13 protein-coding genes and 1 pseudogene are annotated in these 14,469 nt (G+C 70.3%); 10 read left to right on the top strand and 4 right to left on the bottom strand.

Going from position 1 to position 14,469, the window contains the following annotated elements; all coding sequences use genetic code 11:
• Positions 1-15: 15 nt before the first annotated feature.
• Positions 16-1,107, bottom strand: coding sequence for a DMT family transporter (locus ACFU5O_RS19940; RefSeq protein WP_384242139.1), 1,092 nt, complete (start codon positions 1,105-1,107; stop codon positions 16-18).
• Between ACFU5O_RS19940 and ACFU5O_RS19935 the strand changes: the two genes are divergently transcribed.
• The 3 genes from ACFU5O_RS19935 (at position 1,106) to ACFU5O_RS19925 (ending at position 3,675) form a co-directional block, all read left to right on the top strand.
• On the top strand, positions 1,106-2,542 hold the full coding sequence (locus tag ACFU5O_RS19935) for a PLP-dependent aminotransferase family protein (protein WP_384242137.1): 1,437 nt from the start codon (positions 1,106-1,108) through the stop codon (positions 2,540-2,542). The two genes, ACFU5O_RS19940 and ACFU5O_RS19935, sit on opposite strands and share 2 nt — an antisense overlap.
• Before the next feature lie 55 nt (positions 2,543-2,597).
• Positions 2,598-3,038, top strand: coding sequence for a GNAT family N-acetyltransferase (locus ACFU5O_RS19930; RefSeq protein WP_384242134.1), 441 nt, complete (start codon positions 2,598-2,600; stop codon positions 3,036-3,038).
• Positions 3,039-3,099: 61 nt separating this feature from the next.
• Positions 3,100-3,675 carry a histidine phosphatase family protein gene (locus ACFU5O_RS19925; RefSeq protein ID WP_384242132.1) on the top strand — a complete coding sequence of 192 codons (576 nt, stop codon included), beginning with the start codon at positions 3,100-3,102 and terminating at the stop codon, positions 3,673-3,675.
• Here the strand turns inward: ACFU5O_RS19925 and ACFU5O_RS19920 are convergent.
• The 3 genes from ACFU5O_RS19920 to ACFU5O_RS19910 form a co-directional block, all read right to left on the bottom strand.
• Positions 3,652-4,650 (bottom strand): pyridoxal-phosphate dependent enzyme, encoded by a 999-nt coding sequence (locus ACFU5O_RS19920; RefSeq protein WP_384242131.1) that lies wholly within the window; start codon positions 4,648-4,650, stop codon positions 3,652-3,654. The genes ACFU5O_RS19925 and ACFU5O_RS19920 overlap by 24 nt on opposite strands.
• A 211-nt stretch (positions 4,651-4,861) precedes the next feature.
• A complete protein-coding gene (locus ACFU5O_RS19915) occupies positions 4,862-5,203 on the bottom strand; it encodes a DUF5713 family protein (protein ID WP_384242128.1) in 342 nt (113 codons plus the stop codon).
• Positions 5,204-5,327: 124 nt separating this feature from the next.
• Positions 5,328-6,035 (bottom strand): SDR family NAD(P)-dependent oxidoreductase, encoded by a 708-nt coding sequence (locus tag ACFU5O_RS19910; RefSeq protein ID WP_384242126.1) that lies wholly within the window; start codon positions 6,033-6,035, stop codon positions 5,328-5,330.
• 102 nt (positions 6,036-6,137) lie between these two features.
• Here ACFU5O_RS19910 and ACFU5O_RS19905 point away from each other — a divergent pair.
• The 7 genes and pseudogenes from ACFU5O_RS19905 to argJ all read left to right on the top strand — a co-directional run bounded on the left by ACFU5O_RS19905 (position 6,138) and on the right by argJ (position 14,467).
• Positions 6,138-6,975 (top strand): annotated as a pseudogene (locus ACFU5O_RS19905) (helix-turn-helix transcriptional regulator).
• A gap of 183 nt (positions 6,976-7,158) precedes the next feature.
• A complete protein-coding gene (locus ACFU5O_RS19900) occupies positions 7,159-8,604 on the top strand; it encodes a glyceraldehyde-3-phosphate dehydrogenase (RefSeq protein WP_384242124.1) in 1,446 nt (481 codons plus the stop codon).
• A gap of 613 nt (positions 8,605-9,217) precedes the next feature.
• Positions 9,218-9,934 carry an SDR family NAD(P)-dependent oxidoreductase gene (locus ACFU5O_RS19895; RefSeq protein WP_384242274.1) on the top strand — a complete coding sequence of 239 codons (717 nt, stop codon included), beginning with the start codon at positions 9,218-9,220 and terminating at the stop codon, positions 9,932-9,934.
• 78 nt (positions 9,935-10,012) lie between these two features.
• Positions 10,013-10,384, top strand: coding sequence for a hypothetical protein (locus tag ACFU5O_RS19890; protein WP_384242121.1), 372 nt, complete (start codon positions 10,013-10,015; stop codon positions 10,382-10,384).
• A gap of 738 nt (positions 10,385-11,122) precedes the next feature.
• Positions 11,123-12,079: a hypothetical protein gene (locus tag ACFU5O_RS19885; protein WP_384242119.1), complete on the top strand. Its 957-nt coding sequence runs from the start codon at positions 11,123-11,125 to the stop codon at positions 12,077-12,079.
• A gap of 208 nt (positions 12,080-12,287) precedes the next feature.
• Positions 12,288-13,316, top strand: coding sequence for an N-acetyl-gamma-glutamyl-phosphate reductase (gene argC / locus ACFU5O_RS19880; protein ID WP_384242117.1), 1,029 nt, complete (start codon positions 12,288-12,290; stop codon positions 13,314-13,316).
• Entirely contained in the window at positions 13,313-14,467 is a 1,155-nt protein-coding gene (gene argJ, locus ACFU5O_RS19875) for a bifunctional glutamate N-acetyltransferase/amino-acid acetyltransferase ArgJ (protein ID WP_384242115.1), read from the top strand. The genes argC and argJ overlap by 4 nt, the downstream gene beginning before the upstream one ends.
• The last annotated feature ends 2 nt before the right edge of the window (positions 14,468-14,469 follow it).

Here is a 14,469-nt window from a genome sequence, read left to right as displayed (position 1 = left end):
CAGGGTCGCCGGTCATCAGGCCTTCGCGCGCTGGGTCACGGCGATGCAGACGAGCACGGCGACCGCCGCGACCGGGGCGGCGGGGGAGAGCGGTTCGGAGAGCAGCAGCACCGCCCAGACGAGGGTCAGCAGGGGCTGGGCGAGCTGGAGCTGGCTGGCCTTCGCGATGCCGATCGACGCCATGCCGCGGTACCAGACATAGAGCCCGGAGAACGTCGACCCGGCGGCCACCCAGAGCAGGCCCACGACGCCGTGAGCAGTCAGCCGGACGGGTTCGGCCATCAGAGCGAAGACCGAGCCCGCCAGAGCGAACGGCAGGCACAGGACCAGCGCCCAGCCGACCACCTGCCAGCCCGGCATCAGCCGCGCCAGCCGGCCGCCCTCCGTGTAGCCCGCGGCGCACACCAGCAGGGCGCCGAACAGAAAGAGGTCGCCCGTGGAGAGGGCGCCGCCGCTCTGCTGCAGCGTGAAGACGATCACGACTGCCGCACCGGCGAGTGCGGAGGACCAGAAGGTCCTGGAGGGGCGGCGCCCGGTGCGCACGGCTGCGAACACGGCGGTCGTGAGCGGCAGCAGTCCTACGACGACGGCGGCGTGCGAGGTGGTCGAGGTCCGCAGGGCGAGGGTCGTCAGAAGCGGGAAGCCCACCACCACGCCGCCGGCGACGACCAGCAACGGGATCCGGTGGCGCCCCTCCGGGAGAGGTACCCGGAGGGCGAGGAGGAATCCGCCCGCGATGACGGCCGCCAGAAGGGTCCGCAGGCACACGAGCGACCAGGGGCCGAAGGATTCCAGGCCCCAGACGGTGGAGGGGAAGGTGAGTGAGAAGGCGACCACGCCGAGCGAGGCGAGCAGAGTGCCGCCGCGCGACGCGGCCGGACTCCCGGTGCCGTCTGCGCCCTGGCCCGATGCCGGGTCGCGTTCCGGGGCGAGCGACGTGTGCGGGCGGGCATCGGCCGGAGACCCGCTCGCGTCGCTGTCCGCGTCGCCGCCGCCCGGCGCCGCGGAGTCCTGGAGCGTGGCCGCGCTCCCGGCGGAGGCGCGGCCCCCGGCCGGGCCGGTGACCGCTATCGAAGCGGAGGGGATAGCGCTACTCTTGTCCGTCATGCATGAGCGTAGCAGTACGGGCGAGCTGGTAAAGAGCCTGAAGGGAGAGCTTGACCGCTACTCGGTCGGTGAGAAGCTGCCGTCGAGTCGGGCCCTGGTCGAGCGCTTCCGTGTCTCACCGGTCACCGTTGCTCGCGCCCTTGCCCAGCTCGCCGCCGAGGGGCTCGTCGTCACCCGGCCGGGCGCAGGCACATTCCGTGCGCGGCCCCTCATGGCCCCGCCGCCGGCCGGCGACACCTCGTGGCAGGAGGTCGCGCTCAGCGCGGACGCGGCGACCGAGGTGGTGCCGAGGGCCGTGGACGCGTCCGGTGTACTGGTCACTCTCGCGGCGCCGCCGCCCGGTGTCGTCGAGTTCAACGGCGGCTATCTGCACCCCACGCTCCAGCCGGAGCAGGCGATGGCCGCCGCGCTCGCCAGGGCGGGCCGGCGTCCCGGCGCCTGGGGACGGCCGCCCATGGACGGACTGCCCGAACTGCGCGACTGGTTCGCACGCGGCATCGGCGCAGGCGTCACCGCAGCCGATGTACTGATCACCGCGGGCGGCCAGTCGGCGCTCACGACGGCCCTGCGAGCGCTGGCCCCGCCCGGCGCCCCGGTGCTCGTCGAATCGCCCACCTACCCGGGCATGCTCGCCATCGCCCGCGCCTCGGGACTGCGGCCCGTTCCGGTGCCGGGGGACCCCCAGGGTGTACGCCCCGAGCTCCTCGCCGCCGCCTTCGCCGCCACCGGTGCCCGGGTCTTCGTCACCCAGCCGCTGTTCCAGAACCCCACCGGCACCGTGCTCACCCCCGAGCGACGCGCCGAGGTCCTGCGGATCGTCCACGCCGCCGGTGCTTTCGTCGTCGAGGACGACTTCGCCCGCCGCCTCGTCCACGACGACGCGGGCCCGCTGCCGCCCCCGCTCGCGGCGGACGACCCCGACGGCGTCGTCGTCCATGTCTGCTCGCTGACGAAGGTCACGTCACCGAGCCTGCGCGTCGGGGCTCTCGTCGCTCGTGGACCCGTGCTGGAACGCCTGCGCGCCATCCATGTCGTCGACAACTTCTTCGTGCCGAGGCCTCTCCAGGAGGCGGCCCTCGAACTGGTCGGCTCCCCGGCCTGGAGCCGCCATCTCCGGTCGATATCCGGCGAGTTGAGGAGCCGCAGGGATGCGATGACCGCGGCCCTGCGTCTTGGTCTCCCTCAACTCGCCCTGCCGCACGTCCCGTCCGGCGGCTATCACCTCTGGCTCCGCCTCCCCGACGGCACCGACGAATCCGCCCTCGTCTCCGCCGCCCTCCGCGCGGGCGTCGCCGTAGCCCCGGGCCGCCCCTACTTCAGCGCCGAACCCCCGGCCGGACACATCCGGTTGAGTTTCGCGGGTGTGGCCGGAGCGGCGGAGATCGCGGAGGGAGTGCGGCGGCTGCAGACCGCCTGCGAGGAGATCGCGGGCTGACGGATTCGTGGCGCCCGACACTGACAACCGGCACCGGACCTGCGAAGGTTCGGTGATGAGCAACGACACGACGATCACCTCTGGCGCGTACGAGATCTCGTCCGACCCGTCCCGCATCGACCCGGCCCGGGTCCACCACTGGCTCTCCACCGACGCCTACTGGGCGCTCGGCCGCAGCCGCGAGAAGCAGGACCGGGCCATCGCGGGATCGCTCAACTTCGGGGCGTACGACAAAGCGTCGGGCGAAATCATCGCATATGCCCGCGTCGTCACCGATCACGCCACGTTCGCGTGGCTGTGCGATGTCTACGTGGACAGATCCGCGCGAGGCAGGGGCGTGGGCACCACCCTCGTCGAGGCCGTCAGGGACCACCTCGCACCGCTGGGACTGCGGCGGATCCTGCTCAGCACCAACGATGCGCACGGTGTCTACGAGAAGGTCGGATTCGCGCCGCTCGCGCAGCCGGAGAACTGGCTGAACCTCGGTCTGGAGTGAACTTCATTAACGGTCAGTAACCCCTCTTGACCTGGGGCGCGCGCGGCCTCACGATCCCGCCATGAGTGTTCGGGTCACCCTCGTCGCCGCCGCGCGCTGCGCCTCACGGCTGGCCGAGCGCTTCGACGACGACCGGCCGCTGGACCAGGCCGGCTGGCACGAGGTGCAGCTCGCCGCGCATGCGCTCGTACCGCTCGGCGCGGCCGAGCTGCGCTACTGCTCGCCGACCGCCCGGAGCCGTGCGACGGCCGATGCGCTCGGCTTCGCCCCGCTCGCCCAGCCCGCGCTGAGCGACTGCGACATGGGCCGGTGGCGCGGCTACACGCTGGCCGAGGTGGCGGCCGTGGAGCCGGACGCGGTCGACGCGTGGCTCGCCGATCCCCGCTCCGCGCCGCACGGGGGTGAGCCCCTGCTGGGCTTCATCTCCCGGATAGGCGGCTGGCTCGACACCCGCCCCGCGGACGACGGCAGTTCGGTCCTGGCCGTCGCGGAACCCGCCGTCGTACGGGCAGCGCTCGTGTATGCGCTCAAGGCACATCCGTCGACGTACTGGAACGTCGACGTCCGTCCGCTCTCCACCGTCGTCCTGACCGGACGGTCGGGCAGCTGGAACCTACGCCTGGAGACCGGGGGCTGAACGCGGGCGGCGCGGCCGCTCCCCGGTCACCATCACCACGCTCCCCGGTGTCCCCGACTCCTTCATCCGCCCGAGCAGATGGCGCGCGGCCCAGCCGATGGCGCCTGTCGCAAGCCCTGACCCGTTCCCGTACGCGGTCTCCCCACGCAGCCAGCGCAGCCCCTCCGCCGCCGCGTCCTCCGTCACCGGGATGACCAGATCCAGCAGGTCCGGCCGGAACGCCGGCTCCGTACACGGTCGCCCGATGCCGGGAATGGGGGAGGGCAGCCCGGTCGTGTAGGCGTCGCAGCCGCTCGCCCAGGCCGGGAAGTACGCGGAGTTCTCGGCGTCCACGCCGGCCACCCGTGCGCCGGGGCCGCCCCGTTCGCGACGCGCGTGCCGTCCGAGCGTCGCCGTCGTCGTACCCGTGCCGAGGCCCGCCACCAGCCAGGCGGGATCCGTGGCCCCCGCCTCGGCCAGTTGCCCGTACAGCTCCGCGCCGAGATCCGGCAGCGGGCAGCGCCCGATCGCCCGCTCGGAGTCGGCGAAGTGGTCGAGGAAGTGTCCGCCGAGACGCGCCGCGAGTCCGCGCGCTTCGTCCTGGATGTCCGCGGGGACCGAGGCGATGCGCCATCGGCCCCCGTACCGCTCGACCGACTCGCGTACCAGCGGCGGAGTCTTGGCCGGCACGAGCGCGACGAAGGGCAGTCCGGCGCGGCGTGCGCAGTAGGCGCCGGCCACGGCCGCGGGACCGCCCGTCCCCATCACCACCGGCACGCCCTCGCGTACCGCACCGTCGAGCACCGCCTCGCACAGCAGGGCACGGACGAGGCGGTGCTTGAGCGTGCCCGACGGGTGCGCGGACTCGTCCTTGACGTAGAGCTCTCCGAACTGCCCGGCAGCCCCCGACCGCCGGAGCAGCGGTGTCGGGCGCGCGTCCGCGCACAGCTCACGTACCGCTTCCGCCGCCCAGCCGTCGTTGTCCGCCCGTACCATGGGTCCATGATCCCTGGTGGGCCCGGGGTATCACGGGCACCCGGGGGTGCGACACGGCGGACACATGACGGCAGGCCCCCCGCCCTCCGGTCCGGCGTGAACCCAGGAGCTGGTTCGTCAGCGTCGGCGGGCGGTGCGGTCGATGCTTGCGTCGGTGACGTCACCGGCGCCCGCGTCGTCCGTTCCGGTGCCGCACGCCTTTGATCGCATGTCACCACTCCCGAGCAGCGATCAGCTCTTCCGCATCCGCATCCCCGAATCCGTAGGCCGACGCCACGAACCAGAAGTCCTCGGCTATCTCCTCGCGTGCGACGGTCTCGATCTCACTTCCCGCCGCGTCGAACTCGGCCTCCAACGCGTTGAACTCCTCCGTTGCCGCCTCCGTGAGCACGTACAACGCCGTCAGGTCCGCCGGCCGTTCCCGCTCGATCCGCTCACACAGGGCCAGCAGGATGCGTCGGCCTTTGTCGAGGACGTGATCGGGGAAGTATGCGTCCGCGTACAGCACTTGGAGAAACGCGTACTCCTTCACCTGCTGGTTCGTGATCGACACGGTGAATCCCCATCTCCCTCGAAGAGCCGATGTGCTGATCCTGCACCCCGCCACTGACAACCTCGTGTGAGATGGCCCGGTGGAGATGCGGCGGTCGGTCTCTCCGAGCGTCGCCCCGGCCCTCCTACCAGGGGAGCGGGCCCGCGGCGTCGAAGTAGCCGCCGGTAGGGCCCTCGGGGCCCACCTGCGCCATGCGGACGATGATCTCGGCGCCCTCTTCGACCGTCTGCGTCCCCGTGTGCCTGTTCAGGTCCGTCGCTGTGTAGCCGGGCTCCACCGCGTTGATCCGCATGGCCGGGAACGCCTTCGCGTACTGCACGGTGATCATGTTGACCGCGGTCTTCGACGCCGGATAGGTGACCCCCGGGTATGCGTACGCAGGTGTTCCAGGGTCGGTGACCCGGGCCATCGAGGCCAGGCCGCTGCTGACGTTGACCACGACGGGGGCGGCGGACCGCTGAAGCAGCGGCAGGAACGCGTGGGTGACACGCACCACGCCGAAGACGTTCGTCTCGAACAGCGACCGCATCATCTCTGCGGTCACCTCCGCGGCGCCGACCACGCCTCCGTCCCGCGCTCGCTCTTCGACGCCGGCGTTGTTGACCAGCACGTCCAGCCCGCCCTCGGTCTCGACGACTTTCGCCGCGGCGGCGACGGACACGTCGTCGGTGACATCGACGAGGACCATGCGCGCTCCCAGCTGCTCGGCGGCGCGGCGCCCGCGTCCGGCGTCCCGGCTGCCGACGTAGACGGTGTGGCCTGCCGCGACGAGTCGGCGGGCGGTCTCGAAGCCGAGTCCCTTGTTCGCTCCGGTGATCAGTGTTGTCGTCATACCGCCAGGATCCGGCCGGCCGGCGTGGTCGGCCAGACGTCCCGTCTTCCTGGGACTGCCGGTACCAGGCTGGTCCGCGGCCGGCGATGCACACCGGTGGGCGTGGCGACTGCGGAGTTCGGCAAGGCGGTGCGCCGGTGGCGCGACCGGGTCTCGCCGGACGCCGCCGGGGTGCCGGCCGGCGGCCACCGGCGCGCGGCCGGACTGCGCCGTGAGGAGCTGGCCCTGCTGGCCGGGATCTCCGTCGACCATGTCACCCGTCTCGAACAGGGACGTGCTTCCCACCCGTCGGCGCAGGTCGTCGAGGCCCTGGCCAGGGCCCTGCGGTTGTCGGGAACGGAGCGGGAGCACCTGTTCCGGCTGGCCGGACTGGCCCCGCCGGGCCCGGAAACGGTACCCGCCTGCATCACCCCGAGCGTGCAGCGGCTGCTGGACAGGCTGACCGGGACTCCCGTCGCGGTCTACGACGTCCTGGACGCTCCTCGTGGCCAACCCGCCGTACGCGGCACTGATGGGTGATCCGTCCGGATGGCGCGGCAGCCGGCGCAACGCCGTGTGGCGGCACTTTCTCGGTCCGGGCATCCGGGCCCGGCATACGCCGCAGTCCCTGCGCAGATTCGAGACTGCGCTGGTCGCCGACCTGCGCGCGGCCGCCGGCCGCTATCCGGCCGACCCGGGGCTACGAAGCCTCGTCGCGGAACTGCGCGTGAACAGTGACCGGATCGCCGAGCTGTGGGAGTCCGGTGCCGGCGGCCACCACGAGGCCGCGCGCAAGACCATCGACCACCCGCAGGCGGGCCTCCTGACGCTGGACTGCGACGTGCTCACCGTGGCGGGCAGGTACCTGCGCCTCATGATCTACACGGCCGAGCCCGGCACCGAGGACGCCGAACGGCTCGCACTGCTCGCCGTGCTCGGCACCCAGACACTCGTCGGGTAGCCGTTCCGCTCGGTGGCTCGTGGCTCGGTGGCTCTCCGTGCCTCGGTGGCTCTGTCGCCGTGCCAGGTGTACGGGAACGCCGCGTCGCTGAGGGCCACCCGGTTCCTTCAGGGGGCACCGTTTGAACGATCAAAGTGGCAGGGGGTTAGCATATGAGCGCCGCCTAGCTCGAAAGATAAACCTGTGACTGTCAATGACGACTCGTTCACCAACTGGAAGAACCGCGAAGAGACCGCGGAGTCGATGATCCCGATCATCGGGAAGCTGCACCGGGAGCAGGACGTAACGATCCTGCTTCACAGCCGCTCCTTGGTGAACAAGTCGGTGGTCAGCATCCTCAAGACCCACCGATTCGCCCGGCAGATCGCCGGTGAGGAACTCTCGGTCACCGAGACGCTGCCGTTCCTTCAGGCCCTCACCGCGCTCGACCTCGGCCCTTCCCAGATCGACATCGGCATGCTCGCCGCGACGTACAGGACCGACGACCGCGGTCTCTCGGTGGAGGAGTTCACCGCCGAGGCCGTCGTCGGCGCCACGGGCGCCAACAAGATCGAGCGCCGCGAGTCGCGTGACGTCGTCCTCTACGGGTTCGGCCGCATCGGCCGCCTTGTCGCCCGCCTGCTCATCGAGAAGGCCGGCTCCGGCAACGGCCTGCGGCTGCGCGCCATCGTCGTCCGCCAGGGCGGCGAACAGGACATCGTCAAGCGCGCCTCGCTGCTGCGGCGCGACTCCATCCACGGCCAGTTCCAGGGCACGATCACCGTCGACGAGGCGAACAGCACGATCATCGCCAACGGCAACGAGATCAAGGTGATCTACGCCGGCGACCCGTCGGAGGTCGACTACACGGCGTACGGCATCAAGGACGCCATCCTCATCGACAACACGGGCAAGTGGCGCGACCGCGAGGGACTGTCCAAGCACCTCAGGCCCGGCGTCGCCAAGGTCGTCCTGACCGCCCCGGGCAAGGGAGACGTCCCCAACGTCGTCCATGGCGTCAACCACGACATGATCAAGCCGGACGAGCAGATCCTGTCCTGCGCGTCCTGCACCACCAACGCGATCGTCCCGCCGCTGAAGGCGATGGCGGACGAGTACGGCGTGCTGCGCGGCCACGTGGAGACCGTCCACTCGTTCACCAACGACCAGAACCTGCTGGACAACTACCACAGCTCCGACCGCCGCGGCCGCTCGGCGCCGCTCAACATGGTCATCACCGAGACCGGTGCCGCCTCCGCCGTCGCCAAGGCGCTGCCCGATCTCAAGGCGCCCATCACCGGCAGCTCGATCCGCGTCCCGGTGCCGGACGTGTCGATCGCGATCCTCAGCCTGCGGCTCGGGCGCGAGACCACCCGCGAGGAGGTCCTCGACCACCTCCGCAACGTCTCGCTGACCTCGCCGCTCAAGCGCCAGATCGACTTCATCAGCGCCCCCGACGCGGTCTCCAGCGACTTCATCGGCTCGCGTCACGCCTCGATCGTCGACGCCGGCGCCACCAAGGTCGACGGCGACAACGCGATCCTCTACCTGTGGTACGACAACGAGTTCGGCTACTCCTGCCAGGTCATCCGCGTCGTCCAGCACGTCTCCGGGGTGGAGTACCCGACCTACCCGGTTCCGGTGGTCTGACCTCGGGCGGACTGCCTGAACCGGTGTCCGGGTGGGAGACCGCGGCCGGGCCGGGCGCCGAGGAAGCTGTGGAGCTCGTTGTGGCCGCAGCCAAGCGGTGCGGCTCGTAGGGATGCACTGATGCTTCCCGAGCAGGCCGCCTGCTTCGACGCGTTGGGGCCGAAGCCGGAACAGCCGGCTTCGGCCCCGGCCGTTTGTCGGGTGTGCCGGGGTCTGCGGCCTCCTGCTGCGGGGCGCGCAGCAGGACCCCGGGCACACAGCCGGAGCGGATGCCCACCTGCCGACCGTGCGCCAGGGTGGCCGGAGCGATGGTCCCGACCGGGAGCAGGATCCTGATTTCCGGGTCGGCACCTACGTTCTCGCGGACGAAGGGGGTGGCGCAGGCCGGCAGCAGTCGCGCGGCATCGGCGTCGCCCCACTCCCCGCGCAGCCGCACCACCAGCCGCTCGGCGAGCGCGGTACGGCCACCGGAGGCGAGCAGGCGTGCCAGCCGCTCCGGGTGGTCGGCCACCACGACGGCGAGCGCCGGCCGCGACATGCGCGACGCACCGCCCCGTCGCGCGCCGCGATCCAGGTCGCACATGCTGCTGAGGCAGAAGTAAGTGATCCTCTAATGGTGAATACCGTGCAGAAGGTCGCCGTCATCACCGGCGCGTCCCAAGGCATCGGCGCCGCCCTGGTCACCGCCTACCGCGAGCTCGGCTACGGGGTGGCTGCGAGCTCCCGCTCCATCGGCGAGTCCGGCGATCCCGAGGTACTGACCGTGCGGGGCGACGTGGCCGAGCCGGGCGTCGGCGCACGTGTCGTCGACGCGGCCCTGGAGCGGTTCGGCCGGATCGACACGCTCGTCAACAACGCCGGGATCTTCATCGCCAAGCCGTTCACCGAGTACACCGACGAAGACTACGACGCCGTGGCCGGGGTGAACCTGCGCGGCTTCTTCGAGTTCTCGCGCAGCGCCGTCGCCGCCATGCTCTCCCGGGACGGCGGGGGGCACCTGGTGAACATCTCCACCAGCCTGGTCGACCACGCCGACTCGCAGCAGCCCTCAGCCCTCGCGTCGTTGACCAAAGGCGGACTGAACGGGGTCACCAAAGCACTGGCGATCGAGTACGCGGCCCGCGGCATCCGCGTCAACACCGTCGCGCTCGGCACCGTCCGCACCCCGATGCACCCGGCCGCGACGTACGAGGCCCTCGCCGCGCGGCAGCCGATCGGCCGGGTGGGAGAGATCGACGATGTCGTCGAAGCGATCGTCTACCTCGAGAACGCCTCGTTCGTCACCGGAGAGATCCTGCACGTCGACGGCGGCCAGAGCGCAGGGCACTGAGCTGAGCATGCGATGGGGCCGACACCGGCTTCCGGCGCGAGACCGATGGCCCCCGATTCCGTTTCCTAGGGAACCCTGATGAACAGCACGACGGACAGTGAAGCAATTCTGCGTGGCGTCCTCGACCGGTGGAAAACAGCCGTTGACGCTCACGAACCCCGGCGCGTCGCCTCCCTCTTCACCGAGGAGGCGATCTTCCAGGGACTGCATCCTTACAGCGTCGGACGGCAGGGCGTCGCCGACTACTACGATTCCCAACCTCTCGGGATGACGGCCGCGTATCGGATTCTCGAGACGAGACGGCTCGCCGACGACCTCGTGCTCGGCTACCTGGCCGTCGACTTCTCGTTCACCGACCGGCCCATGCTCAGCGTCCATCTCAGCACGCTGGTGGAGCGCGCGGCCGACGGCTGGTACATCAGCCACTACCAGGTCTCTCGCCTCGACTGATCCTTCCTACGGCATCGGCATCGGCATCCACCGGTGCGGCAGGCATGTGCGCAAGACCCGGCTGCTTGCGCACACGCACCCGCGTTCATGGTTCCGCCATGCCAGTCCCTGATGTCATACCGATCACCCACGTGCCCGGCTACCGAACCGAGTTCATCGGCCTGCGGAAGCCTCTGACCTGGGGTGGTGCTTGGGAAGCTGACGCCCCGAGGGCTGCGCGACCTGCTCATCCAGTCGGCCGGCTACGGGGCCGGGGACGCAGTGCGGAAGAGGGCGGGGAGGGCCTGGGCCGGCAACGGGGGGTCTTGGCCGCACCAGTTCAGCGGGCCATCCAGCGGTCCATCTCCCGCGCCCGCGTGTCCAGCGCGATGACGACGGCGGCTGACGCGGTCCGGGCAGGGCCGGGAGCCTGCACGTCGCGCTGGACGCCACCACACACATGGCCGGGCCCCGTTCGGGCCCGGTCCGACAACACCCCGGCGCCCGGTACGAATATGGCTTCTGGCAGGTGAAGTGAGCACATCTCGCCTTCAGTTCGCCTTCAGTTCGGCATATCGACACCCAGGGGTCCGGTTGCTAGGTTGATCGTGATCAACGAAAACAGTCGAACCAGCAGATAAGGTGATGCACTTGAGTGGGTCCACCCAAAGCGGTAGAGAGAATGCCTTAAGTCGCCGCACGCTCCTCCGGACCGGCACAGGGATGGCCGCCGCCGCCGCGAGCGGCGGCTTTTCCTTGTTGACGGCTGAAACGGCGCACGCGGACGTCAACCCGTCGCAGTACTTCGTTCTCAAGGGGGACGGCGGCAATCCCGTCGTACGGAGAACGCTCCACCAGCCCTACTGGGCGATGCAGTCCTTCGCCTTCGACCACGTCCACGGGCACATCTACTTCGTGCAGACCAAGGTCGGGAGCAAGACCGGCGACCTCTGGGTGACCAGGACCGACCTGAGCGGCAACGTGCTGGGCGCCATGGCGCTCCACAAGTTCGACCACGGCTCTTCGATGGGGATCCAGCCGGTCACGTCCGGATCTCCGTTCATCTGGCTCGCGGGCGACTACCGGAGCCTGAAGCCCGATACGCCCCCCAACAGCCACACGATCTGCCGCATCAGGTACAAGGACGGGGGTCTGATCGACTACCCCACCAGCCCCGGCGTCGCGGAATTCAAGATCGGTCTCTCCGATTTCCGGGACTGTCCGAGACCTTCGATCGATCCCTACACGAACCGGTTGCTCGTCCGGTACATGGGGACGACGAGTCCGTGGCGCCTCGCGCTGTTCAACCTCTCCGATGTCATCGCCCGGGGCATCAACGACGACACTCGCCCCCTCGCCAAGCGCGCCCTGCCGACCAACGCCCAACTCGGACTCAGTGACTCCGACCACTTCCAGGGCGTGACCTCGTACGGCCAGTACGCATACCTCTCCTACGGTGGACCGCCCGCGAAGCCCTCGGATCCGGCCAAGCCGTCCTATCTGGTTCGTCTCGATATGAACCAGACCGGGGGGCAGTACAACGAGAAGTTCGCGACGACCGCGGGTAACTCGCTGCCCGGTCGCGAACCTCAGGGAATGGCGATCTGGCGGTCGTCCAGCGGCCCGCGGCTCGCGTTCGGCTTCTCCAGCAAGATCGCCGTCAGTCCTGACGAGTTCCAGTCGACCGTCTTCTACAAGAGCGACCTCGCCGGGTAAGTAGCGCTGCGGCCCGGCCCTCTCTGCGTAGTCGCGCGGGCATGGCCGGGCTTCTTCGTGTTCATTCCGCTCCATACGAGCGCTTCGGCGGAGGTGGGGGGTGGGGCACGGAGGCCACTCCATTCCCGAGCTGGATGCCAGGGCCTTCTCCCTTCGTTGCATAGATCTGCGGGAGTGCGTATAGTCATGCCATCACCAAGGAGGTCCGATGGCGGTACGTGCAGCAGTGGCGGGAGCGAGTGGTTATGCGGGCGGAGAGCTGCTCCGTCTGCTCCTCGCGCACCCCGGGGTCGACATCGGCACGCTCACCGGTCACTCCAGCGCCGGGCAGAAGCTCGGAGCCCTGCAGCCGCATCTGCTGCCGCTCGCCGACCGTGTCCTCGAGCCCACCACGGCCGAGGCCCTCGCCGGTCACGACGTCGTCTTCCTCGCCCTGCCGCACGGGCAGTCCGCGGCCGTCGCGGAACAACTCGGTGCCGACGTCCTCGTCATCGACATGGGCGCCGACTTCCGGCTGAAGGACTCCGCCGACTGGGAGAGGTTCTACGGTTCGGAGCACGCCGGCACCTGGCCCTACGGTCTCCCCGAACTGCCGGGTGCCCGCGCCGCGCTGGCTGGGTCCAGGCGCATCGCGGTGCCCGGCTGCTATCCGACCGCGGTCTCGCTCGCGCTCTTCCCGGCGTACGCGGACGGGCTCGCCGAACCGGAGGCCGTGATCACCGCCGCCAGCGGCACGTCCGGCGCGGGCAGGGCCCTCAAGCCGCATCTGCTGGGGTCCGAGGTCATGGGCTCCATGAGCCCGTACGGCGTCGGCGGCGGCCACCGGCACACGCCGGAAATGATCCAGAACCTCAGCGCGGTGGCGGGGGAGCCGGTCACCGTGTCGTTCACGCCCACCCTCGCGCCGATGTCCCGCGGCATCCTCGCCACCTGCAGTGCCAAGGCCAGGCCGGGCACGACGGCCGACGCCGTACGGACGGCCTATGAGAAGGCCTACGCGGACGAGCCGTTCGTCCACGTCCTCCCCGAGGGACAGTGGCCCGCCACAGCGTCCGTCCACGGTTCCAACGCCGTTCAGATCCAGGTCGCGCATGACGAAGCCGCCGGCCGGATCATCGCGATCAGCGCCATCGACAACCTCACCAAGGGCACGGCGGGCGGCGCGGTCCAGAGCATGAACATCGCTCTGGGCATCGACCAGACCACAGGACTTTCCACGATCGGAGTGGCGCCATGACGGTGACGGCAGCACAGGGATTCACGGCAGCCGGCATCGCCGCCGGGATCAAGGGGAACGGGAACCCGGACCTCGCCCTCGTCGTCAACAACGGGCCGCGTCACGCCGCGGCGGGCGTCTTCACCTCCAACCGGGTCAAGGCCGCTCCCGTCCTCTGGTCGGAGCAGGTCCTCAAGGGCGGCGCAGTCTCCGCGGTCGTCCTCAACTCCGGCGGCGCCAACGCGTGCACCGGCCCCAAGGGCTTCCAGGACACCCACGCCACCGCCGAGAAGGCCGCCCAGGTCCTGGAGGGCCACAGCGCGGGGGAGATCGCGGTCGCGTCCACCGGGCTGATCGGCGTGCTGCTGCCGATGGACAGGCTGCTGCCGGGCATCGAGAAGGCGGCCACCGAGCTGAGCCCGCACGGGGGCGAGAAGGCAGCCATAGCCATCAAGACCACGGACACCGTGCACAAGACGGCGGTCCACCAGGGCGACGGCTGGACCGTCGGCGGCATGGCCAAGGGCGCGGGCATGCTCGCCCCCGGCCTCGCCACCATGCTCGTCGTCCTCACCACCGACGCCGACCTGGACAGCGCGACCCTCGACAGGGCGTTGCGCGACGCCACGCGCCTCACCTTCGACCGGGTCGACTCCGACGGCTGCATGTCCACCAACGACACCGTGCTGCTGCTCGCGTCCGGCGCCGCCGGGGTGACCCCGGAGTACGACGACTTCGCCGAGGCTGTCCGCGCAGTCTGCGACAACCTCGCCCGCCAGCTGATCGGTGACGCCGAGGGCGCTTCCAAGGACATCCGTATCGAGGTGATCAACGCCGGGAGCGAGGACGACGCCGTCGAGGTCGGCCGCTCCATCGCCCGCAACAACCTCCTCAAGTGCGCCATCCACGGCGAGGACCCCAACTGGGGCCGGGTACTGTCCGCGATCGGCACGACGGGCGCCGCCTTCGAACCCGACCGGCTGAACGTCGCCATCAACGGCGTCTGGGTGTGCAGGAACGGTTCCGTGGGCGAGGACCGCGACCTCGTCGACATGCGCTACCGCGAGGTGAGGATCACCGCGGACCTCGCGGCCGGCGGCGAATCGGCCGTCATCTGGGCCAACGACCTCACCGCCGACTACGTCCACGAGAACAGCGCCTACTCCTCCTGAGA

Source organism: Streptomyces sp. NPDC057445, from assembly GCF_042802855.1.
GTDB lineage: Bacteria > Actinomycetota > Actinomycetes > Streptomycetales > Streptomycetaceae > Streptomyces.
This window is presented reverse-complemented; position numbering and strand designations above follow the sequence as displayed.